Annotated in this window: 22 protein-coding genes; all 22 read left to right on the forward strand. The window is 38.6% G+C overall.

Annotated elements, in window-relative coordinates:
* Window positions 1-64: 64 nt before the first annotated feature.
* The 22 genes from NGR58_RS01565 to NGR58_RS01670 all read left to right on the forward strand — a co-directional run bounded on the left by NGR58_RS01565 (window position 65) and on the right by NGR58_RS01670 (window position 22,353).
* The gene (locus NGR58_RS01565; RefSeq protein WP_258087969.1) at window positions 65-727 is read left to right on the forward strand and encodes a histidine phosphatase family protein; all 663 of its coding nucleotides are present in this window, start codon (window positions 65-67) and stop codon (window positions 725-727) included.
* A 15-nt stretch (window positions 728-742) separates the two neighbouring features.
* Entirely contained in the window at window positions 743-1,411 is a 669-nt protein-coding gene (locus NGR58_RS01570; protein WP_258087970.1) for a tetratricopeptide repeat protein, read from the forward strand.
* Window positions 1,392-3,902, forward strand: a complete 2,511-nt coding sequence (gene recD2 / locus NGR58_RS01575) for an SF1B family DNA helicase RecD2 (RefSeq protein ID WP_258087971.1) — start codon at window positions 1,392-1,394, stop codon at window positions 3,900-3,902. Before NGR58_RS01570 ends, recD2 begins: the two co-directional genes overlap by 20 nt.
* Before the next feature lie 77 nt (window positions 3,903-3,979).
* On the forward strand, window positions 3,980-4,702 hold the full coding sequence (locus NGR58_RS01580) for a YebC/PmpR family DNA-binding transcriptional regulator (protein ID WP_258087972.1): 723 nt from the start codon (window positions 3,980-3,982) through the stop codon (window positions 4,700-4,702).
* A 271-nt stretch (window positions 4,703-4,973) separates the two neighbouring features.
* Entirely contained in the window at window positions 4,974-6,425 is a 1,452-nt protein-coding gene (locus tag NGR58_RS01585) for an NCS2 family permease (RefSeq protein ID WP_258087973.1), read from the forward strand.
* Window positions 6,426-6,549: 124 nt separating this feature from the next.
* Window positions 6,550-7,473, forward strand: a complete 924-nt coding sequence (comGA, locus tag NGR58_RS01590) for a competence type IV pilus ATPase ComGA (protein WP_258087974.1) — start codon at window positions 6,550-6,552, stop codon at window positions 7,471-7,473.
* Window positions 7,433-8,437, forward strand: coding sequence for a type II secretion system F family protein (locus tag NGR58_RS01595; protein ID WP_258087975.1), 1,005 nt, complete (start codon window positions 7,433-7,435; stop codon window positions 8,435-8,437). The genes comGA and NGR58_RS01595 overlap by 41 nt, the downstream gene beginning before the upstream one ends.
* Window positions 8,434-8,760: a competence type IV pilus major pilin ComGC gene (locus tag NGR58_RS01600; protein ID WP_258087976.1), complete on the forward strand. Its 327-nt coding sequence runs from the start codon at window positions 8,434-8,436 to the stop codon at window positions 8,758-8,760. The genes NGR58_RS01595 and NGR58_RS01600 overlap by 4 nt, the downstream gene beginning before the upstream one ends.
* Before the next feature lie 51 nt (window positions 8,761-8,811).
* The gene (locus NGR58_RS01605; protein ID WP_258087977.1) at window positions 8,812-9,153 is read left to right on the forward strand and encodes a hypothetical protein; all 342 of its coding nucleotides are present in this window, start codon (window positions 8,812-8,814) and stop codon (window positions 9,151-9,153) included.
* A 13-nt stretch (window positions 9,154-9,166) separates the two neighbouring features.
* Window positions 9,167-9,337 carry a hypothetical protein gene (locus NGR58_RS01610; RefSeq protein WP_258087978.1) on the forward strand — a complete coding sequence of 57 codons (171 nt, stop codon included), beginning with the start codon at window positions 9,167-9,169 and terminating at the stop codon, window positions 9,335-9,337.
* A gap of 20 nt (window positions 9,338-9,357) precedes the next feature.
* Window positions 9,358-9,747, forward strand: a complete 390-nt coding sequence (locus NGR58_RS01615; RefSeq protein WP_258087979.1) for a hypothetical protein — start codon at window positions 9,358-9,360, stop codon at window positions 9,745-9,747.
* Window positions 9,731-10,027 carry a hypothetical protein gene (locus NGR58_RS01620; RefSeq protein ID WP_258087980.1) on the forward strand — a complete coding sequence of 99 codons (297 nt, stop codon included), beginning with the start codon at window positions 9,731-9,733 and terminating at the stop codon, window positions 10,025-10,027. Before NGR58_RS01615 ends, NGR58_RS01620 begins: the two co-directional genes overlap by 17 nt.
* Before the next feature lie 67 nt (window positions 10,028-10,094).
* Window positions 10,095-11,102, forward strand: coding sequence for a class I SAM-dependent methyltransferase (locus NGR58_RS01625; RefSeq protein WP_258087981.1), 1,008 nt, complete (start codon window positions 10,095-10,097; stop codon window positions 11,100-11,102).
* 105 nt (window positions 11,103-11,207) lie between these two features.
* Window positions 11,208-12,398, forward strand: a complete 1,191-nt coding sequence (locus NGR58_RS01630) for an acetate/propionate family kinase (protein WP_075270002.1) — start codon at window positions 11,208-11,210, stop codon at window positions 12,396-12,398.
* A gap of 162 nt (window positions 12,399-12,560) precedes the next feature.
* Complete coding sequence (gene priA, locus NGR58_RS01635) at window positions 12,561-14,981, forward strand: primosomal protein N' (RefSeq protein ID WP_258087982.1); 2,421 nt, start codon at window positions 12,561-12,563, stop codon at window positions 14,979-14,981.
* A gap of 62 nt (window positions 14,982-15,043) precedes the next feature.
* Window positions 15,044-15,994 carry a methionyl-tRNA formyltransferase gene (gene fmt, locus NGR58_RS01640; protein ID WP_258087983.1) on the forward strand — a complete coding sequence of 317 codons (951 nt, stop codon included), beginning with the start codon at window positions 15,044-15,046 and terminating at the stop codon, window positions 15,992-15,994.
* Entirely contained in the window at window positions 15,987-17,357 is a 1,371-nt protein-coding gene (rsmB, locus tag NGR58_RS01645) for a 16S rRNA (cytosine(967)-C(5))-methyltransferase RsmB (RefSeq protein ID WP_258087984.1), read from the forward strand. Before fmt ends, rsmB begins: the two co-directional genes overlap by 8 nt.
* A 30-nt stretch (window positions 17,358-17,387) precedes the next feature.
* Entirely contained in the window at window positions 17,388-18,128 is a 741-nt protein-coding gene (locus NGR58_RS01650) for a Stp1/IreP family PP2C-type Ser/Thr phosphatase (protein WP_258087985.1), read from the forward strand.
* Entirely contained in the window at window positions 18,129-20,063 is a 1,935-nt protein-coding gene (gene pknB / locus NGR58_RS01655; protein WP_258087986.1) for a Stk1 family PASTA domain-containing Ser/Thr kinase, read from the forward strand.
* Window positions 20,064-20,084: 21 nt separating this feature from the next.
* Entirely contained in the window at window positions 20,085-20,999 is a 915-nt protein-coding gene (gene rsgA / locus NGR58_RS01660; RefSeq protein ID WP_258087987.1) for a ribosome small subunit-dependent GTPase A, read from the forward strand.
* A 26-nt stretch (window positions 21,000-21,025) separates the two neighbouring features.
* A complete protein-coding gene (rpe, locus tag NGR58_RS01665; RefSeq protein WP_258087988.1) occupies window positions 21,026-21,685 on the forward strand; it encodes a ribulose-phosphate 3-epimerase in 660 nt (219 codons plus the stop codon).
* Window positions 21,685-22,353 carry a thiamine diphosphokinase gene (locus NGR58_RS01670; RefSeq protein WP_258087989.1) on the forward strand — a complete coding sequence of 223 codons (669 nt, stop codon included), beginning with the start codon at window positions 21,685-21,687 and terminating at the stop codon, window positions 22,351-22,353. The genes rpe and NGR58_RS01670 overlap by 1 nt, the downstream gene beginning before the upstream one ends.
* Window positions 22,354-22,401: the final 48 nt, after the last annotated feature.

The raw sequence follows: 22,401 nt of genomic DNA on the forward strand, positions 1-22,401 counted from the left end.
TCCCAACCTCTTTTTTTGATTATAATGGATAGTAACTACTTAAAATGGATTGGAGAATCACTGCATGACGAAATTATATTTTATCCGCCACGGAAAGACTGTATGGAATGCTGAAGGGCGTTTTCAAGGGTCCGGCGGCGATTCACCATTATTACCTGAGTCAGTGGCTCAAATTGCTGAATTGGGTGACTTTCTCAGTGATATTAGTTTTGCCCATGCTTTTACAAGCCCAATTAAACGGGCGATGGATACAGCCGAACAAACAATTGCTTATATGAATGACCAACCAGAATTAACCGTTTTGGATGGGTTAAAGGAGTTTTCATTTGGCATTTGGGAAGGTTTGACGTTTCAAGAAGTTAAACAGGATTGGTTAGCTATGTATGAGGCATCACGACATCACCCAGAAAAGTTTGACGCCAGTCAGGTACCAGGATCAGAAACATTTGAGGATGTTCAAGAACGCTTTAGAAAAGCAGTTTATTATGCTGTTCAGGCATATGGTGGTCCTGATGTAAACTTAATATTCTTTAGTCATGGTGCAGCTCTTACGGCAGGGATGGGGGGCTTATTAAACATTCCCTTAGCAAACTTACGTGATCGCGGCGGATTAGGAAATACGAGTACCTCAGTACTAGAGACGAATGATGGTATTAAGTTTAAGGAATTAATTAGAAATGACACAAGTTATTTGAATGTATCCGCTAATGTATCAAATACAATTTAGATTAGGTAGGGGAAAATGGCTAAAATAGATGATGAAGTTCAAAAAGATATCAAACGGTTAGTTAAGGATATCACTGAACATCCTGATCACTGGCAAGCGTATGTGGATTTAGTAAATGTGTTGACAGTGACTAATAGTTTGGTTGAGGCAGAAGATTTAGCGTTAAAAAGTTTGTCTATTTTTAAAGATAACGCAGCTGCGCAGCAAGAGTTGTTTTATGCGACTGGTAATGTTTATTACACGGCTGCTGATTACACGCGTGCAACCAGTTTTTTCAATAAGATTACAGATGAAAAATTAAAGCATGATGCCATCATGATGCAGGCACAAAGTTTTTACGCACAAAACAAATTTAAACAGGCCCTTGCTTTCGCGCTAACAGCTGTTCAACAAGATAACCAAGATTTAAGTGCACAGGTTTTGTTGGGGAATATTTGGTTGAGTTTGGGTGACAGTAAAGCTGCGCGAGAAGCTTTTGATGCAGCGCTTGTAATAAATCATGCCGATTATTCAGCAAATTTTGGGCGAGGTGTCGTGGCTGAAGCTTTGAATGAACAGGATAATCAATGGTTACAGACTGCTCAAAATATAAATCCAAAACAGTATCAAACAGATGCTGGTCGTTTAGATGATTTAATCAAGGTAATGTTGGGGAGCACAAGTGATGAGCGAAACGCAAACTGATCTTTTGACGGATGAAACGACCGAACCAACGGTTATCGGTCAAGTTGCGAATATCGTTTTTTCGGCGCAAAATTCTTTTTATAAGGTGTTGCGGATTACCATCGTGGAAAAAAATTTTGAATTTGATGATGATGAAATGACAATTACTGGCAACTTTGGCGATATTCAAATAGGTGCCAGTTATGAGTTTAAAGGTCAGCTGAAAGAACATCCCCGCTACGGTATGCAGTTTGTGGCGACAAACTACCATCGACAAGCCGCTAGTTCGGTATCAGGATTAGTCGCCTACTTTTCGAGTGAAAAATTTCCGGGAATTGGTAAAGCAACAGCAACGAAAATTGTCGATACTTTAGGAACAGATGCAATTGATTTAATTTTAGATAATGAAAAAGTGTTAGCAAACATTAATATTTCAAAAAAAGCACAACAGGTCATCATTAACCAATTAGCAAAGTCTGACGGTATGGAACGAGCGATAATTGCACTGAATGATTTTGGGTTTGGTTCTAATTTAGCGACGACGATTTACCAAAAATATCAACAAGAAACGTTAACCATTTTAAAAAATAATCCTTATCAATTAGTTATCGATATTGATGGGGTGTCGTTTAAAAGAATTGATCAATTTGCGTTACAACAAGGAATTGATGCTTTAGATGAACGGCGGGTTAACGCTGGTGTGATTGCTGCTATTAATTTAAAGACTTTTGAATCTGGTGATACGTATATGGTATTACCTGATTTATTAGCTACCACAAAGCAGATTCTTGAGCGTGCACAACGAGTAGTAGTAGATGATGATTTAATAAAACAAGCATTATTAACATTGACTAAAGAAGGCATTGTTGTTGCAGATGGTAGTTATCTCTATATTAGGGAAATTTATGAGTCTGAAAATCAAATTGCCAAACAACTTATTGATTTAACTGAAAGAAAACAGCATACTTATTCGAGAAAACAAGTTGTTAAATACCTGGATGAAGTTGAATCAGCCAATGATTTTAAATATGATACGACACAACGTGAAGCGATTATCGCAGCTTTAACTAACCAATTATTTATTCTGACCGGTGGGCCAGGAACTGGTAAAACAACGATTATTAGTGGTGTTGTTGCGACGTTAAAAAAGTTGCTCAGACAAGATGGGATGAAGACTGATGAAATCGATCAAGGGATTCATTTAGCCGCGCCAACTGGCCGGGCAGCCAAACGATTACAAGAATCAACGGGGATGCTTGCTAGTACAATTCATCATTTATTAGGGATAACCGGTCGTGAGGCTAATTTAGATGATGTAGATATTGAGGAATTGACTGGGCAATTATTAGTTGTTGATGAAATGTCGATGGTTGATACACAGTTATTTGCAACATTATTATCAGCAGTACGCCCCGACATGCAGGTGATATTAGTTGGTGATAAAGATCAATTACCATCTGTTGGTCCAGGACGCGTATTTTATGATTTATTGGCAAGTGGTATTCTAAATTATCGCGAACTTGAGACGATTCATCGTCAAGGTAAGGGGTCAACGATTATTTCCTTAGCAAATGACGTTAAAAACGGTCACTTACCAGATGATTTTAAAGAACAAAAATTAGACCGATCATTTTTTGCGGCTGATTTAAGACGAGTGCCGAGTCTAGTAGAAAAAATTGCTACGAGTTGGCAAAAAAAAGGCCATTCTGTGGCCGATATGCAAATATTGGCACCAATGTATCGTACCCAAGCTGGCGTTAATCATCTGAATGAAATTGCACAGGATATATTTAATCCACTGTCAAATAAAAAGAAAACTATTTCAGTAAAAAATGGTGCGGTTACATTCAATTTTCGAGTTGGCGATAAGGTCATGCAAACGACAAATGACCCAGAAAATAATGTTTTTAATGGGGATATCGGCTATATTTCGACGATTTTACTTGCTAAGGATAAAGCGAATACAGATAAAAAAGATGTGATTACGGTATCTTTTGATACTGGTGAAGTGATTTATACCCGTGAAAATTGGCAACATCTAACGCTAGCTTATGCGACGACTATTCATAAATCACAAGGCACGGAATATAAGTTGGTTATTATGCCGTTGGTGAGTGCTTTTTCGCGCATGCTACAAAGAAACTTGCTTTATACTGGTTTAACCAGAGCTAGTGAGTCGCTAGTCTTATTGGGTCAGGAAAGTGCTTACCAACAAGCAGTCCTAACCACTGGCGTTGATCGACAGACTACCCTACAGGCACGGATTATGCAGTATGCTAATCAACAGTCAGTACAAAGGGAGCCACAAGAGGTGACTGCAATGACTGTGGCTGAGCAGCCTGACTCGGATACGGAAAAAGAACGTGAAGTAGCCAATGATGAGGTTAAAAAAGCAACACAAAAGGTAACGCAGGATAATTATCTACTCACAAGTGACTTAATTGAGAGCCATCAAATTGATCCTAATATTGGGTTAGATGGATTGACACCAGCGGACTTTATGGCTGTGTGAGTGTTATAAACTAGTCAATGCGTCAATTATATGATAGAATAAGACGATAAATTTTCGATAGAAAAGGGGTTTCTGAAATGTCAGGACATAGTAAATGGCATAACATCCAAGGACGTAAGAACGCCCAAGATGCAAAGCGTGGTAAGATTTTCCAAAAGTTGGCTCGTGATTTGTACACGGCAGCTAAAGCGGGTGGTGCAGATCCAGAAACAAATTCAGGATTACGACTAGTTGTTGATAAGGCTAAGGCAGCAAACATGCCTAAAGATAATATCCAACGTGCCTTAGATAAGGCATCTGGAGCCAATGGTGCTAATTATCAAGAATTAACTTATGAAGGATACGGACCAGCAGGTATTGCTATTTTAGTTGAAGCTTTAACGGATAACACTAACCGTACTGCTTCTTCTGTACGTTCATCATTCAAGCACTTTGGTGGTGAACTTGGAACATCAGGTTCAGTATCATTCCAATTCGACCGTAAAGGTTATATTGAAATTGAACGTGATGAAGATACGGAAATTGATGAGGATCAATTGTTGGAAGATATGTTAGATGCTGGTGCAGATGACATGAAGACATTTGATGACCAATTTGAAATCTACACTGATCCTAAGGCATTCCCTGAAGTACGTGATGCTTTGGCAGAAAAAGGTTACGAATTCAGTATGGATGAAGTAACGATGATTGCACAAAATCCAATGGCTGTACCTGAGGATAAGCAAGAATCATTGGAAAATCTAGTTGCTGAATTGGAAGATAATGAAGACGTACAAGCAGTATTTACAACAGCTGAATAATGGTGTTTTATTTTCCGAAAATGATTAAGAGAACTTGTTTTGTCGACAAGTTCTCTTTTTATTTAAAATAATATTGACTAATAATTAAATTAGGGATAGTGTTAAAATATTATTTATTTGAATAGAGTCGTTAACGTGTTCTGCCACAGACTTAAACATTTGATTATGACAACTTTTGTTGAAACTACTATGGCTTTAGGTATATCAAATGTGTTTTGGTCATGTTGACAGTTTACGTTAACATGATTTTTTTTAGGGAGAAGAACTTATTATGTTGGAGCGTTTCTTTAAGCTATCGGAAAACCATACAACAGTACGGACCGAGGTCATTGCGGGTATCACCACCTTTGTGGCCATGGCTTATATCATCTTTTTAAACCCCTCAGTCCTTTCGTTGACGGGGATGCCAAGCCAAGGTGTTTTCTTGGCAACGATTTTAACGGCAGTTACCGGTACGTTAATTACGGGTTTATTTGCTAACTTACCATATGCACTTGCTCCGTCAATTGGTATGCAAGCAATGTTTACATATACTATTGTGTTTGGGTTAGGATATACTTGGCAACAAGCGCTAGGAATGGTGTTTTTGGTCGGCTTAGTCGATGTTATTATTACCTTGACTAAGGTTCGTTCACTGATTGTGAAATCAATACCAGCGCAGTTAAAACATGCAATTGCTGCTGGTATTGGTTTGTTTATTGCTTATATTGGTTTAAAGAACGCTGGTTTTATCAACTATTTGGTGAATGCAGAAAATATTATTTCTTTGAATAATACACCATTTAATGGTGGTGGTGCTAAGACAATTGAAACACTCACGAGTAATGGTGGGACAACCCCTGAGATTGCTACTTTTACTGATCCATCTGTCATCTTAGCGTTGATTGGATTGATTATTTTGGTATTACTAGTTGTTTCGAAAGTACCAGGAGCATTTCTAATCTCTGTATTTGCAACTACTTTGATTGGTATTCCAATGGGGGTTACTAATACACATATCGGTGGTCTGTCATCATTTACTTCAACATTTCATGATTTTGGTTCAATTTTCGGGCAAGCGTTGGGTTCAGATGGGTTATGGTCAATGTTTACATCACCCAAAAATATTTTAGTGGTTATTTTGACAGTCTTTTCAATGGGGCTTTCAGGGTTATTTGATGCGATTGGAACCTTTATTGGAACTGGTATCACCAGTGGTATTTTTTCAAAGGAAGACCAACAAGAATTCTATGAAAATAAAGGATTCAAGTCTAAGATGGATCGTGGTTTAGTTGCCGATACTTTTGCGACTATGTTTGCCGGAATTTTTGGAACTTCAAATACAACCACATTTATTGAAGCTTCAGCCGGCATTAAGGCCGGTGGACGTACAGGACTAACCTCTGTCGTGATTGCAATTGGTTTCTTATTGTCAATCATTGCGGCGCCATTGGTTAATGTGATTCCAAGTGCTGCAACGGCTCCTATTTTAGTGGTTGTTGGTATTACAATGATGAATGAATTTAAGGCAATTGATTGGGAGGATGTGGAAGTTGCCATACCGGCCTTCTTTACCTCAGCATTCATGGCTTTGTCATACTCGATTTCATATGGAATTGCTGCTGGATTTATTTTCTATGTTTTGATTAAGAGTGTAAAGCGTAAGTTTAGTGAAATTAGTGTTATTTTGTGGATTGTGTCATTATTGTTCGTTTTGAATTTTGTTGTAATGGCCATTGATTAATTTAAAATAGAGTATGTTAAGCGTCAGGAAGTTGGAACATTTAGTTGTTCCAACTTCTTTTTTATTAAAATTGGACAATTCAAAAAGAACAACGTCTTTGTTGATGTTAGGAGGTGAACGTCAAATGAAAAAAACATTTTATAATCTCATGGTTGCTGCTGCAGAACGTCATGCGAGTGATATTTATATTTGGCCAGATTCAGATGGATTTCAAGTTATCTATTATTCGGCTATTGGTATTGAAAAAGTACATCATTTTAATACTACAATCGGTGAGGCGCTTATTCGTCATATCAAATTTTCAGCTCATATGGATATTAGCGAAGTTCGTCGGCCGCAACTTGGACGTTGGCACTATTTGATAGACCAACACTCACTGCACTTGCGAGTTTCAAGTGTCGCAGATTTTTTAAATCGTGAATCAATTGTTATTCGCTTAATTTATGATATGCAAGATAATATTTTAGATTGGCAACCCAAGAATCAATTAGATGAATTAGCTGATCTTCTAAAATTAAAACAAGGATTGATTTTACTGGCAGGGCAGATGGGCTCTGGCAAGACAACGACGCTTTATCATGTTGCAACTAATCATTTAAACAATCAAATGGTATTAACAATTGAGGACCCTGTTGAATTAGTTGCACCAGAATTTTTACAATTACAGGTGAATAATGCTGCGCATATGGGATACGAACAGTTACTTAAGTTAGCATTACGTCACCATCCCGATATTATGATTATTGGTGAAATTCGAGATGCCGAGACTGCTCATATCGTTGTTCAAGCAGCGCTGAGTGGGCACTTGATTTTGAGTACTGTGCACGCCATGTCAATCAAAGGTATTTGGTACCGATTGCGGGCATTTGGTGTGCCAATAGATTTATTGAATCAGGTAGTGGTTGGCTTAGGTTATCAGAAAATGATGACTCACGACAATCAGGCATATGTACATTTAAAAATGGCTAGTGGCGAACAGTTAAACAAATTATTGGTGGATTTAAAAAATGCAGAAACACACGCAATGGCGTCGCAAGCTTCAAGTTGAGTTTTTTGAAAACTTATGTCACTTATCAAAGTTTGGTTTTGATTTAGAGAATGCATTGAAAATGTTACAGATGTTACTTAAATTGCCGGTAAAAGATACGGCAAACATTATTGCTGGCTTAACGGCTGGCAAAACTTTTGCGGCAGTCATGACACCGTATGTCAGGAGTGAAATTGTACAACAGCTTGACTTTGCAATCATCCATGGCCGATTGACACCATTGCTCCAAGAATTAGGTGCTCGCGAGCGCATAAAATTAGCACAATTTAATAAACTACGACAAATATTGATATACCCAATGGTCTTGATGTTTTTTTTATTTACATTAATTGTTGGCTATTTGACTATTTTACTGCCTGAATTTAGGCAAGCAGGAATGAATTTATCAACTTTAAATTTACGCTTAAATACTTGTTGGATTATAACAGGCTGTGCACTACCTATAATTAGTTGTTCACTTAGTTTTTGGTGGTTTACGAAGCAACAGTGGGGGATGCGAATGAAAGTGCTGATGAGGTGTCCCATTTTAGGTTCGTTATTAAGGCTTAGTATTGAATACTATATTTCATTACAATTAGGTCTCTTAATATCGAGTGGGGTGCAGCTGACGACTATCGTGGAGCGAATTCGCCGAAACTCACAAAATGAACTGCTTTCTTATATTGGTGATAAGGCTTGGCAGGCATTAAGTAATGGAGAAGATATTCGTGATTTTGTGCTATCTGTCGATTTACTACCAAAGGAATGTGCATTATTGTTCAATCTTGGTCACACACAACAACAAATTGGTGAAAATTTCCAAATATTAGCGACTCGTAAATTTGAGTTATTAGATGAGCGCATCAAAAAGTATTTAACGCTAATTCAACCAATCTGTTTTGCTATTATCGGTCTGATTGTCATTGGGTTATATTACTTAACGTTGGTACCAATGTATAAAAATATGGGAGGAATCGTGTCATGAAAAAGAAGCAAGTTTCACGTCGCCGAGGTTTTACTTTAATTGAAGTTGTGACAACGTTGTTCATTATTGGCCTGTTAGTTGTATTGATTTATCCCAATGTTGCTAGTATTCGTAAAGCGGCTGAAGATCGCCAACGAACAGCATTGATGCATACTTTGCAAAGCCAAATCAATATGTACCATATTGCACATGAAGATGGTAACGGCCAAGCGATTACGCTAGCTAATTTAATGAATTCAGGTTATTTAACCAGTGCGCAAGTACAGCAAATGACGAAAGCGCATTTTGAAATTAAGGGTGATAAGGTAGTTCAAGGCAAGTGATATGAACCGAAAAGGCATCATGTTGTGTGAGACAATAATTGTATTAGCTATTTGTGTCGTGCTTACTATACCAGTAATATTACCGAGTATGAACATGCTCGAAATTGGCAAAATGTAAAGCAGGAATTTGCCCAGAAGTATATCAAAGAACAACAAAAAGTTGTTTTAGGAAGAGCGCTTGATTTTAATATCTATGGGGATGGCGATACGCTTTGTATAGGTGATGAAGAAATTAAATTACCTCAGGGGTGGTGTACTAGTAATTATGTGCACATTAATTGGCGACCAACTACTGTGACTGCTGGAACGATTCGTTTCTACAATCGTATGACTAATGAACGTGTTGCATTAATTTTTCAATTAGGAGGTGGCGCATATCGGTTCACAACGTAAGGGGTTTATTTTATTGGAGGCCTTAGTGGGTATGGTGGTTGTTTTGGGGACGTTGTTGATCGGTTGGCAATCGATTGAATCTGTTAGTCAACGCAATCGGGCCGATGAACATGCCATCAATGTTATAAAGGAAAAATATTATAAGGAACGCAAAGCATGGTTAACAGGAACGGATTTACGTTAATTGAGTGTATGGTGGCGCTGATGATTTTTAGTGGTCTATTGTTGACCTTCGCTATCGCAACACAAGGCTTCAATCTCGTTAATCAGCAACATAATTATGAAATTCAAAAGGTACAGGTTACCCGTTTAATTGATCGTTTAGAAAATGATGCTTGGAATTATCAAATTATTAAGGGCACTGAACAAGTTTTAACTATCAAAAATTTGAAAACAGATAAGACGTATCATCTTGGACTATGGGGGCACTGTTTGTGCCTGTATCGTCAAGACGGCAAATTTTTATCTTATATGTTGCAAGTGAAAAAAGTGAATTTTAAACAGTTGAAACCGCACCTATATGACATGACCTTGCAGTTTACAAATGGAGCAATTTTCAAGGAAGAAATATATATTAATGGTCAGAAAACGTAAGGCAATCATTTTAGTCCAAACAGTTACTTTAAGTTGTTGCCTATTAATGGGGTTAACGGTTTGGTTAGGAAAACAAATAACACAACAACAGGTCAGAAAACAAGAGTATCAGTATTGGTTAGGTCGTTATCAAGCGGTACACTATATACGAAATTGCAAGGACATTAAAGTTGATAAACGATTATTTGTTTTACCACGTGTCATTGGCGTTGCCAGGGGACATTACATTGTAAAAGTTACAGAGTTACAAACAGTCAGGGTACCACAAATAAATAAATGATATAGCGCTTGTCAGTTATCAAGAAACTAGCTAAACTAGTCTCTAGAATGAAAGATGAGGTAACGACATGTACGAATCAATTGAAAGCAGTGTTAAAAATCTACAATCAGCGCAACAGAAACTAGTAGATTTTCTGGATATTGCATCGATAGAAGCTTTAATTATTTTATTTGAAGTGATGTTAGGACAAACTGATGAGGATTGGGAGTCATTATCTGATGAACAAAGGCAAGCTGTTCAGTCAGATGTTCAAGCAGCAAAATTTTTTGACTTACAAGCAGCTAATCGACGCCAAGTGTTGCAATTTTTGCTAGTCGGTACGATTCATCAGGATGGTTTACAAGCTAACTACCAAGTAACGCCTGACGCAATAGGCATGTGGATTGCCTTTATTGCTGATACTTTTACTGAGGGAAAAAAGGCTGTGCAACTTAAAGATATAACCCTAGGTACCGGAAACTTATTGGCAACAACGAGTCAAGTATTACAATCTGCAGGGAAAGCGGTCCACATTCAAGGATTTGAAAATGATGATACGATGTTGACAGTTGCCAGTGGCGTTGCAGCACTACTAGATGAATCATGGCAAATCTCGTTGGTTGATACTGTCGCAACATCAATGATCGATGATGCTGACGTCGTTATTGGTGACTTACCTATTGGTTATTATCCGAAAAATACGGCGGATAATTTCGCAACAAAAGTTGAGGAAGGCTTAACATTTGTACATCACCTATTAATAGAGCAAAGCATTGCTGCATTAAAGCCAGGTGGTTTGGCAATTTTAACCGTCCCAGCAAACTTATTTGAGAGTGATCAAAGTAAAAAATTGTTAAGTTATATACAAACTGATGGGGTATACTTTCAGTCGCTCATTCAATTACCGGATAAATTATTCAAAGATCCTAAATTAGGAAAAGTAATCTTGGTATTACAACGTTCTGGAGACAATGCTAGGCAAGCAAAACCTGTCATGTTAGCCAAGGCACCAGAATTAAATGACGGACCTGAAAACAAAAAGTTTGTGACAGAATTGACAGCTTGGATGAAGGCAAATCATTTATATACTAAGTGATTGCGCCATTTTGTTAGTGGCTTTAGTTACACGAAAGTTGTTTATTTGTGATATACTATTCTGAGTTAATAATGAATTCCGTATGGAAAGAGGAGATAAGTGTATATGGCTAAGACAATGGCGATTAATGCTGGATCATCATCATTAAAGTTTCAATTATTTGAAATGCCAGCAGAAACAGTAATTGCAAAGGGACAAGTAGAACGTATCGGTATGAGCGATGCAATTTTTACTTTGAAATTTAATGGGGAGAAAACTGAGCTTGTGCAAGAAATTGCTGATCATGAAGCAGCAATCAACTTGTTGCTTGAGCAATTAAAAGCACATGAAGTTATCGCAGACCTTACAGAAATTACTGGTGTGGGTCACCGTATTGTTGCTGGTGGTGAGTGGTTCAACAAGTCAGTTATTGTTGACGATGAAGCTCTTGACAAGATTGAACGTTTAGCTGCATATGCACCATTGCATAATGCATCAGAAGCATTGGGAATTCGAGTATTCCAAAAGTTGCTACCAAATGCTACTTCAGTTGCTGTATTTGATACGGCATTCCACCAATCAATGCCTAAGAAGAATTACCTATATGCTTTGCCATATGAATACTACACAAAGTATGGTGCACGTAAGTATGGTGCACACGGAACATCACACTTGTATGTTGCACAACGTACCGCAGCAATGCTTGGTAAGAAATTAGAAGATATGAAGTTGATCACTTTGCACTTAGGTGCTGGGGCATCAATTACTGCTATCAAGGATGGTAAGTCATATGATACGTCAATGGGATTCTCACCATTGGCTGGTGTCATGATGGCTACTCGTACAGGGGATGTTGATCCTTCTCTTGTTTACTACATCCAAAATCGTGAAGGTTTGTCAAACGATGAGATGCTTGACGTTTTGAATAAAAAGTCAGGATTATTAGGAGTATCAACGATTTCTTCTGATATGCGTGACTTGGAAGCTGTTTCAGATACTAATGACCATGCAGCACTTGCATTGGAAATCTTTATCGATCGTGTGGTTCGTTATATTGGTCAATACTATGTTGAACTTGGTGGTGTTGATGCATTAACATTTACTGCTGGTATCGGTGAAAACGATGCAGCTGTACGTGAAGAAATCATTAAGCGTTTGGGATTCATGGGCATTAAAATCAATGCAGAAAAGAACGCATCACGAGATGATGAAGTTATTTTGTCAACAAACGATTCAACTGCAGCAGTTTTGAAGGTTGCTACTGACGAAGAGGTTATGATTGCACGCGATGTTCAAGCATTGCAAGCTAAGCAATAACAAATAATTTCAATATAAATAATATATGAAAGCTGGAACTATTGTGGTTCTGGCTTTTTATTTGGTAATTAGTTAAACCACCATTAGGTCGATTGCATGAATTCTGGTAAAATGAATTAAGTGACTAATTACTTTGACGAAAGATTAGGAAGGAGAAAGTTTATGTACGCGCGAGTAATTGTTGATGTACCGACAATGCAAACCAACCAGCCATATACCTATCAAATTCCGAGTCTTTTTTCAGAAGAGCTTGTACGAGGTATGCGTGTGATCGTCCCCTTCGGGAAGGGCAACCGGTTGGTACAAGGCTTTGTGACTGAAATTGTTGATGAAACAGAGGCATCCGACAAACTAAAAGATATCTTGCAGATTGTTGAATTAGAGCCAGTCTTAAATGATGAATTGTTACAGTTAGCAATTTGGGTTGCAAATTATAATTTTGCGTTTCGTATCAGTGTGTTGCAAACGATGTTACCTAATGTTATGCGTGCCAAATATAGCAAGGTGTTACGAGTTGTTGAACCAGACGGTTTGGACGACTTACCAGAAATCAAAGCTTTGTTCATTGATCGTGATGAGGTGCCTTTTGATACTGACAATGTTGATATGGCGCTAGTGCCTACTTTATTGAAATTACAAAAACAACGCGTGCTTGAAATTGGTTATGTTGTAAAAAACCGAGCAAAAGTTAAAAAAATTAATTCTTTAAAGCCAGTTAAGTCAGTAGAATTTTATGAAAAACAACGATCACAATTGCGTCCGTCTGCAGTGAAACAGGCGCGACTACTTTCTTACCTGATACAAGCACCACGATTATTTGTTCCAGTTAAAGAAGTGATCAAGTCGTATCAATTAGATTATGCATCGGTAAAACAAGCAGAAAGTAAAGGATGGCTCATTCAGAAGCCGCTGGAGTCATACCGAATTCCAAAACTTAGTACCCCTGTGAACAAAACACAACCTTTAACTTTAAATGCAGAGCAACAGGAAGCTTATACAAATATTGCAAATAATATTTCACAAAATGATACAAAGACCTTCTTGTTGGAAGGGGTGACAGGTTCTGGGAAAACGGAAATATATCTACAGACAATTGCAAAAGCATTGACTGTAGGACAAACAGCATTAATGTTAGTACCTGAGATCACCTTGACACCACAAATGGTGCGTCGCGTAAAAAGTCGCTTCGGTGATGATGTTGCTGTAATGCATTCGGGGCTATCTGATGGTGAACGATATGATGAATGGCGGCGTGTACAACGGTCAGAAGTTCATGTGGTAGTCGGTGCAAGGTCAGCAGTTTTTGCACCTCTAAAAAACATTGGTCTTATTATCATTGATGAGGAACATGAATCATCGTATAAGCAAGATGAAAACCCCAGATATCACGCACGAGATGTTGCGCAATGGCGTGCAAAATATCATCATGCAACCCTGGTTTTGGGGTCAGCGACGCCATCATTAGAAAGCCGTGCACGTGCGCAAAAAGGGGTTTATCAATTATTAACATTAAACCACCGCGCCACGAATAGTACATTACCAGAAACAAACATCGTTGATATGAGAGAGGCTATTAAACAAGGTGGCGATGATGTTTTTTCACCACAATTGTTAGCGGCTATTAAAGATCGTTTGGTTAAAAAGGAACAAATTGTCCTGATGTTAAACCGTCGTGGCTATGCAAATTTTTTAGTTTGTCGAGAATGTGGTTACACACCACGTTGTGTTAATTGCGATGTCGCATTGACAGTCCATAAAGATATTTCGCGGTTAGTTTGTCATTATTGTGGTTATAGTGAAACTATCCCAACGAAATGTAAAAATTGTGGTTCAACAAGAATTCGCCAGTTTGGAACTGGGACGCAGAAAGTAGCTGAACAGTTGCAGCAACAAATTCCGCAGGCACGGGTACTACGCATGGATGTTGATACAACGCGCAAGAAAGGATCAGTTGATCGTTTATTGACGGCTTTTGGTAACCACGAGGCCGATATCTTATTGGGGACACAAATGATTGCCAAAGGGTTAGATTTTGCCAATGTTACCTTGGTCGGCGTTTTAAATGCTGATACAACCTTGTCGTTGCCTGATTTCCGTGCATCAGAACGTACATTTCAATTACTGACTCAGGTTTCTGGTCGCGCTGGTCGAGGGGATAAAGCTGGAAATGTTATCATGCAGACTTTCAATCCGGATCATTATGCGATTCAATTAGCTAGACAGCAAGATTACGAGACTTTTTACCGCCAAGAAATGGTTTTCAGACACGCTTGGCGATATACGCCATATTATTTTACGATTCAAATCAAATTTGCACATGAAAAAGTTGATGAATCAGCAAAGGCAGCCTTTGAAATTGCTAATTGGTTGAAAGATATTGTGAACAATGAAACGATTATGCTAGGACCAGCCACAGGAACGATTCCACGTATAAAAAATAAATATTATTACCGTTTAGTTCTTAAATATCGGCATGATGACAAGTTAATGCAGGCGCTTGCAAGTTTAATGCAAAAGGGTCAGCGATTACAAAAAAAAGGGGTTACAATCATGATTGATCGTGAGCCTATTAATTTCATGTAGTTACAGATAATACTGCCTAAATGGTTGATATTATCATACATATAATAAAGGAGTTAAAAGCAATGACAAGTATTGTTTTCATGGGTACACCGGAATTTGCGGCCCCTATTTTACAAAGTTTAATTGATGATTCAGCTTATGATGTGCTGGCTGTTTTGACACAACCAGATCGGCCGGTGGGACGTAAGCGTACGCTTAAACCAACACCAGTGAAAGAAGTAGCAGTGGCGGCTGATATTCCTGTATTACAACCAAATAAGTTATCAGGTTCTGAAGAAATGGCACAAATTATTTCATTAGCACCCGATTTCATTATTACGGCTGCTTATGGTCAATTTTTACCAACCAAGCTATTAGCTGCTGCTAAAATGGGAGCTATTAATGTGCATGCGTCATTACTACCTAAATACCGTGGCGGAGCACCAATTCACTACGCTGTTTTAAATGGTGATGAAAAGACCGGGGTTACAATTATGTACATGATCAAAGCCATGGATGCGGGAGACATTATTGCGCAAGCAGAATTGCCTATTTTACCTGAAGATAATACTGGTTCCTTGTTTGATAAATTAAGTTTATTAGGTCGTGATTTATTATTAGTTACTTTACCAAAATTAATTTCAGGTGATGTGACACCTGTACCACAAGATGTTGATAAAGTAAGCTTTTCACCCAATATTCAACCTGAGGAAGAGATTCTTGACTTTACGAAACCAGCTCAAGTTATCCATAATCATGTTAGAGGATTGTTCCCATTTCCAATTGCCCATACGTCAATTAATGGTACGCGGACGAAAATCCAACAAACACATCTGGTTGATGAGACGACAGATGCAAAGCCGGGAACGGTTGTGAAAAAAGGAAAGCATGAATTGTGGTTAGCGGCTGGCGATGGCCATGTGATTGCGATTGATGAGTTGCAGCCTGCTGGTAAGCCCAAAATGACAATTACAGCCTATCTAAATGGCCATGCAAATTTTGCAGAGGGAGATCAAGTAATTACTTATGAGTAAAAAAAGTAACCAAAAAATTGCTAATTGGGAATTAACTAACCCTCGTGCTCTATCGGTTCGTGTTTTAGAAAAAGTGCATAATGGCGCATATTCTAATTTGCAACTAGATAGTATGATTAAGCAAGCCAATTTATCGGAGAAGAACGTTCATCTGTTGACAACAATGGTTTATGGTGTAATCCAACATCGATTAACCTTAGAGTACTGGCTAACACCATTTATCAAGCAACCACAGAAGCTGGATGCCTGGGTGCGTGAGTTATTGTATATTTCATTATTTCAGATGCAATATTTGGATAAAATCCCAGACCATGCGATTTTTGACGAGGCCATTAATATTGCAAAACGTCGTGGCCATGATGGTACGCGAAAGTTCGTTACAGGTGTTTTGCATGCAATCCAAAGACAAGGTCTGACCGACTTTGAAGATATTGAAGAAGAAACACAACGGTTATCAATCCAAACGTCGCTACCTTTGTGGTTGATTGAAGCGTTAAATAATCAGCTTGGTTGGTCTAAGACAGTTGCCATTGCATTGGCAATTAATGAAGCACCAAAGCAATCAGTACGTGTAAACCATGAGATGACTTCATTAGCAACGGTGACGCAGTTATTAGAAGATGACGGGTATCATGTGGAATCTTCTGAAGTCACTCCTGATGCATTATTGGTTTCTGGTGGTCATGTTGCTGGCTCAAAGGCTTTTCAAGATGGTTTGCTAACACTTCAAGATGAATCAGCAATGCTAATGGCTCCTAGTCTGGAGATTATGCCTGATAATAAAGTGCTTGATGCTGCCGCTGCACCAGGTGGTAAAACGACACAAATTGCAACGTACCTGGACCAATCACAAGGCGGTCATGTTGTCGCGTTAGACATTCATGATCACAAGGCTAAGTTGATTAAAGAAAATGCCGATCGATTAAATGTTGCAGACCGCATAGAAACACAAGTTTTGGATGCGCGAAAAGTGAGTGAAAAGTATGAAGATGAGACATTTGATCGTATCTTAGTGGATGCACCTTGTTCAGGTTTTGGTTTGTTACGACGGAAGCCAGAAATTAGGTATGAAAAAACATTACAAGATAGTTACCAATTACAGAAAATACAACGTGCGATTTTAGATGCAGTTGCAAGTAAGCTAAAAAAAGGTGGCCGTCTTGTGTATGGTACATGTACAATTTTGCAAACTGAAAATGAAGATGTTATCAATGACTTTTTGGCGAGTCATAGTGATTTTAAACTAGTCCCTACTAAAACAGTCAATAACTTAGATGTTTTGGATGATCAAGGCATGTTACACCTGTACCCTGATGATTTTCAGTCAGATGGTTTCTTTATAGCGACATTAGTTAAACAATAATAGATTGTAGTGATGAAGGGATGATAAGATATGAAAATAGCATATGCATCTGACACTGGTCGTATGCGTGCCGAAAATCAAGATTATGTTAGTGTTTTTATCAATCAATCTGGTGCGCAGCTAGCTATTGTTGCTGATGGTGTTGGTGGCCAAAATGGTGGGGATGTTGCAGCAACGATGGCTGTTTCCCACATTGGTAATCAATGGCAACAATCAACGATTGAAACAGTCGAAACAGCTAAGCAGTGGCTAATTGAACAGATTGATAGTGAAAATGACACAATCGTGAAGACGGCCCAACGTTATCGAACGCTAAATGGTATGGCAACAACTTTAGTAATTGGGGTAATATTGGCAAATCAACTAATAATCGCTAATATTGGTGATTCTAGAGCCTACGTCATCCGACAACGTCAAATGAGACAGTTAACAGTAGATCATAATTTGGCAAATGAATTATTGCAAGAAGGTGCTATTACAGAAGATGAGGCAATGACTCATCCTGGACGGCACTTGATTACACGTCAATTAGGTGTAACAGATGATTCAAAACCAGATTTGTTTGCGATTAATTTATATCCTGATGACTATGTTTTGATGACGACAGATGGTATGCCAAAACATGTCAGTGACGAAAACATCTTACAAACGGTTTTATCAGCTAATGATATTGCTGATGCGGTTACGCAGTTAATTACGAATACAAATAATGCTGGCGGATCAGACAATGTGACTGTACTTATTGGTCACCAAGAAAGTGAGGACTACTAAATGCGAATAAATCAATTAATTGGTGAACGATATCGCATTGTAGAACCACTTGGCGAAGGTGGTATGGCTAACGTTTATCGTGCGCATGATATTATTTTAGATCGAGACGTGTCGTTGAAACTGATGCGTTTGGACATGCGAGATGATGAGTCTGTTCGTCGTCGTTTCAATAATGAAATTGCTGCGACATCAGCTATCTTGCATCCAAATATTATTCAAGTATACGATTATGGTGAAGAAGGCGGCTCACAGTATTTAGTAACTGAGTTTGTTTCAGGGATGGATTTAAAACGTTATATTGCTGAAAATTGGCCGATTCCAGTTAGTCGGATTGTTGATATTATGCAAGAGATTTTGGCTGGAATATCAGTTGCCCATCAAGCTGGGATTATTCATCGCGACTTAAAACCGCAAAATATTTTGATTAGTAATGAAGGCGAAGCAAAAATTTCGGATTTTGGAATTGCTAGAGCACAGACATCATTTGGTATGACGCAAACAAATACAGCAATTGGGTCTGTTCATTATATGGCACCTGAACAGGTTCGTGGTGAAGTTGCTTCTAATCGTAGTGATATTTATTCATTAGGAATTATGTTGTATGAAATGATTACTGGACATGTACCGTTTGAAGGTGAGACGGCGGTTGCGATTGCTGTTAAGCACGCTCAAAGCCCAATGCCATCGGTAAGAGAGGTTGATCCACGTGTACCACAGGCGTTGGAAAATGTTATTTTTAAAGCCACAGCTAAAAGTCCGATGAGCAGATATACTTCAGCCCAAGCGATGTCAGATGATTTAGCGACCGTCTTGTCACCAAATCGGATCAATGAACCAGTTTGGCGTGATACTAATGATGCTGAGGAAGATGATACTGAGACCAAAGTTATTCCGTTGGCACAAATTAAGGAAGTTGCGAATCAACGTCCAGATGAAACGAAAAAACCTGAACCACTTGTAAAAGAAGAACATGTAGACGCTAGTAAAATGAAGCAACAATCTGCTGCTAAGTCTAAAAATAAACGGCGTCGCCGATATATATGGTTAGCATTACTAGCACTGGTGATTATAATTAGTGGCTTTGGTGTCTATGGGGCAATGCAACCAGATAATGTTCATGTTTCCGATGTGCGTGGTATGACACAAGCGAATGCTGAAAAGACTTTGGATGAAGACGGGTTAAAGATGGGTGATATTACGACGAAGCATTCAAGTGATATTGATCGTGGTAAGGTCATTCAAACTAAGCCCAAGGTCGGTAAAACAGTGGCAGCAAATTCAGTGATTGACTTAGTTGTTTCTAACGGACCAGCCAAAGTACGCTTTGGTGATTACGTCAATGAGAAGTACAGTACAGTTAGTGACAAATTAGAGGATAAAGGCTTTACAGTTTCGAAAAAGGAAGTGGCTAGTGACACCGTACCAAAGGGCTATATTGTGTCACAAAATGTGAATGCGGAAGACAGTGTTGTCCCAAGTAAAACCAAGGTGAAGTTCAAGGTTTCAACTGGGCCAAAGAGCTATACGGTACCTAATTTTACTGGTAAGGCGCAAAGCACAGTTAGTGCCTGGGCACAGAGTAATGGTGTATCAGTTGATTTTAATAGTGTTTATTCCAATAGTATTCCAGCTGGCTATGCCGTTTCTCAATCAATGACACCGGGTAGTAAGCTATCTAAAAGTGATGTCTTGCTAGTGACGATTTCAAATGGTCCAAATGCGGCATCTCATTCATCAAGTAGCGAGTCAAAATCATCAAATAATAACAGTAGCGGAAGCGAAAGTGATAATGATAGTGATAGTGGACGCGAGAGTAGTAGTTCATCGCAAAATAGTTCATCAAGCAGTGAGTCTGAGGATACGACGTCTGATTCAACTAGTGAACCAGAATCAGAAAGTTCGCAACCATCTAGTTCATCATCAGAGTCAGATTAGTTAAATTAGATAGGAGTTTAGATGGCAGAATATCATGGACAAATTCAATTAGCATTAGCGGGCTTTTATGATGTCTTAACAGCAGAAGGTAAAACTTTCCGAACCCGTGCGCGGGGAAATTTCCGTAAAAAATCTTTAAAACCGTTGGTAGGTGATTGGGTCACATTTAGCGCTGAAACAGCTACAGAAGGATACATTCTTGCTATTGACGAACGAAGGAACAGCATTGTCCGTCCGCCTGTGGCTAATGTTGATCAAGTAATTATTGTTACGGCAGTGAAAATGCCGGATTGGTCAAGTAATTTGTTAGATCGTCAACTTGTCGCACTTGAAGAGAAACGTATCGAACCAGTTATCTATTTTACGAAAACTGATTTACTGAATAGTGAAGAAAAGAAGATGTTTGCGATGATTGCTGATGGTTATCGTCAGATTGGTTATAAAGTTATCTTACCAGAAGAGGCTTTTGATGAAACCAGCCTGGGTCAGGTTGAGCAGCTACTAGCAGATAAATTAACTGTTTTAATGGGACAAACTGGTGCTGGTAAAAGTACGCTACTGAACCATATTTCACCAGAGCTTAACTTAGCTACTGGTGAAGTATCGCAGGCGTTGAGTCGTGGCCGTCATACGACTCGTCAAGTTGCATTAATTAATTTATTTGATGGCTTTGTAGCAGATACACCAGGCTTTTCAGCCTTTGAAGTTTTTGATATGCCCGCCCGTGAATTGGGACAGTACTTTCGAGACTTCAACCATTTTTCAAGTAACTGTCGGTTTCGAGGTTGTGTTCATTTGAATGAACCTGGCTGTGCGGTTAAAGAAGCTGTGACTGAAGGAAAAATTATGGCTACCAGATATGAGAATTATAAATTGTTTTATGATTTGATTGCTGGTCGGCGCCCGGTTTATAATAAACATGATAAAAAACATTAGTAATACTTTTAAAGAGGGTAAAAATTATGACAATTAAAGTTGCACCATCTATTTTGGCTGCGGATTACTTGAATTTAGCCCATGATGTGGCATTAGTGGAAAATGCAGGGGCCGAGTTATTACACATTGATGTAATGGACGGTTCATTTGTGCCAGCTATTGCCTATGGTCCAAATTGGGTAAAAGCATTGCGTAAAGTAAGTAATATGACACTTGACGTTCACTTAATGGCCGTTGAACCTGAACGCTATATTGATGAGTTTGCGGCTGCTGGTGCAGATATTATTGGTGTGCATTATGAGGCAACGAACCATATTCATCGTGCATTGCAACAAATTAAAGGCCATGGTGTCAAAGCAGAAGTGGTTATTAATCCCGGCACAGCAGTTTCTTTGATTGAACCAGTTTTGTATATGGTTGATCAAGTATTGGTAATGACTGTTAACCCCGGATTTGGTGGCCAAAAGTTTCTACCTGAAATGCTAGAGAAAATCGCTACTTTGGATCAAATTAAACGTGAAAAGGGCTATGATTTTGACATTGAAATTGATGGTGGCGCTAATGATGAAACGACTAAGATGGCTTATGACGCTGGCGCAACGGTAGCAGTAGCTGGTTCTTATGTTTATGATAAAGTGGATCCTGCGGCTAAGATTGCAAAATTGAAGGAAGTTACGGCTGACTAATGGAGCGAATACGTTTGTTGATTGGTGGGCCAGTAACAGAATGGCCAGATGATCTAAAAAGCGGGCGACTTGCCGGACCATGGGCGGCTGCAGACCGCGGATCGTTACGCTTGTTGAATTTGGGACAGATTCCGATTTTAACAGTTGGCGATTTTGACTCCGTAACTACTGAAGAACAACAAAAGTTAGTTGATCAGTTACCTAAAATTGTTAGTGTTAAGCCTGAAAAGGATGACACGGATACTGAATTATTGTTAAGTCTGGTTGAAAAAAATTACCAACCGGAAGAAATTGAAATTTATGGTGCCACAGGTGGTCGTATTGATCAATTATTATCGAATATTTGGATTTTTACGCAACCGCGCTTTTCAGCCATTGTTGAAAAGATTACGATAATCGATCGAATTAATCACATTTCATTCTTTTTGCCAGGTGAGCATACGATTGAAAAAGAGCCAACGATGAAGTACCTTGGTTTCATGCCGTTAACACCGGTTAGTGGATTGACGCTAGACGATGAAAAATACCGATTGACTAACTGGTCAGGGAATCCGTTTTCGTTTTCTTCAAATGAGTTTGACGGTACAGTCAATCACTTTTCTTTTAAGAGTGGAATCGTGGCTGTCATTCAAAGTCGAGACTTAATTGGTCAAACTGCTGATCAGTAAAAAAACTGTAAAGTAAAAATACTTTACAGAAAACCCTTGCTTATTGTG

This window comes from Weissella fangxianensis, from assembly GCF_024718545.1.
GTDB classification, from domain to species: Bacteria; Bacillota; Bacilli; order Lactobacillales; family Lactobacillaceae; genus Weissella; species Weissella fangxianensis.

Coding starts and splice junctions, on each gene's coding strand:
- NGR58_RS01565 (WP_258087969.1), top strand. CDS start 65: ATGACGAAATTATATTTTATCCGCCACGGAAAGACTGTATGGAATGCT.
- NGR58_RS01615 (WP_258087979.1), top strand. CDS start 9,358: ATGATTTTTAGTGGTCTATTGTTGACCTTCGCTATCGCAACACAAGGC.
- NGR58_RS01595 (WP_258087975.1), top strand. CDS start 7,433: ATGCAGAAACACACGCAATGGCGTCGCAAGCTTCAAGTTGAGTTTTTT.
- NGR58_RS01570 (WP_258087970.1), top strand. CDS start 743: ATGGCTAAAATAGATGATGAAGTTCAAAAAGATATCAAACGGTTAGTT.
- NGR58_RS01620 (WP_258087980.1), top strand. CDS start 9,731: ATGGTCAGAAAACGTAAGGCAATCATTTTAGTCCAAACAGTTACTTTA.
- fmt (WP_258087983.1), top strand. CDS start 15,044: ATGACAAGTATTGTTTTCATGGGTACACCGGAATTTGCGGCCCCTATT.
- pknB (WP_258087986.1), top strand. CDS start 18,129: ATGCGAATAAATCAATTAATTGGTGAACGATATCGCATTGTAGAACCA.
- NGR58_RS01625 (WP_258087981.1), top strand. CDS start 10,095: ATGTACGAATCAATTGAAAGCAGTGTTAAAAATCTACAATCAGCGCAA.
- NGR58_RS01630 (WP_075270002.1), top strand. CDS start 11,208: ATGGCTAAGACAATGGCGATTAATGCTGGATCATCATCATTAAAGTTT.
- NGR58_RS01650 (WP_258087985.1), top strand. CDS start 17,388: ATGAAAATAGCATATGCATCTGACACTGGTCGTATGCGTGCCGAAAAT.
- rpe (WP_258087988.1), top strand. CDS start 21,026: ATGACAATTAAAGTTGCACCATCTATTTTGGCTGCGGATTACTTGAAT.
- NGR58_RS01600 (WP_258087976.1), top strand. CDS start 8,434: ATGAAAAAGAAGCAAGTTTCACGTCGCCGAGGTTTTACTTTAATTGAA.
- rsgA (WP_258087987.1), top strand. CDS start 20,085: ATGGCAGAATATCATGGACAAATTCAATTAGCATTAGCGGGCTTTTAT.
- priA (WP_258087982.1), top strand. CDS start 12,561: ATGTACGCGCGAGTAATTGTTGATGTACCGACAATGCAAACCAACCAG.
- recD2 (WP_258087971.1), top strand. CDS start 1,392: ATGAGCGAAACGCAAACTGATCTTTTGACGGATGAAACGACCGAACCA.
- NGR58_RS01670 (WP_258087989.1), top strand. CDS start 21,685: ATGGAGCGAATACGTTTGTTGATTGGTGGGCCAGTAACAGAATGGCCA.
- NGR58_RS01585 (WP_258087973.1), top strand. CDS start 4,974: ATGTTGGAGCGTTTCTTTAAGCTATCGGAAAACCATACAACAGTACGG.
- rsmB (WP_258087984.1), top strand. CDS start 15,987: ATGAGTAAAAAAAGTAACCAAAAAATTGCTAATTGGGAATTAACTAAC.
- NGR58_RS01580 (WP_258087972.1), top strand. CDS start 3,980: ATGTCAGGACATAGTAAATGGCATAACATCCAAGGACGTAAGAACGCC.
- comGA (WP_258087974.1), top strand. CDS start 6,550: ATGAAAAAAACATTTTATAATCTCATGGTTGCTGCTGCAGAACGTCAT.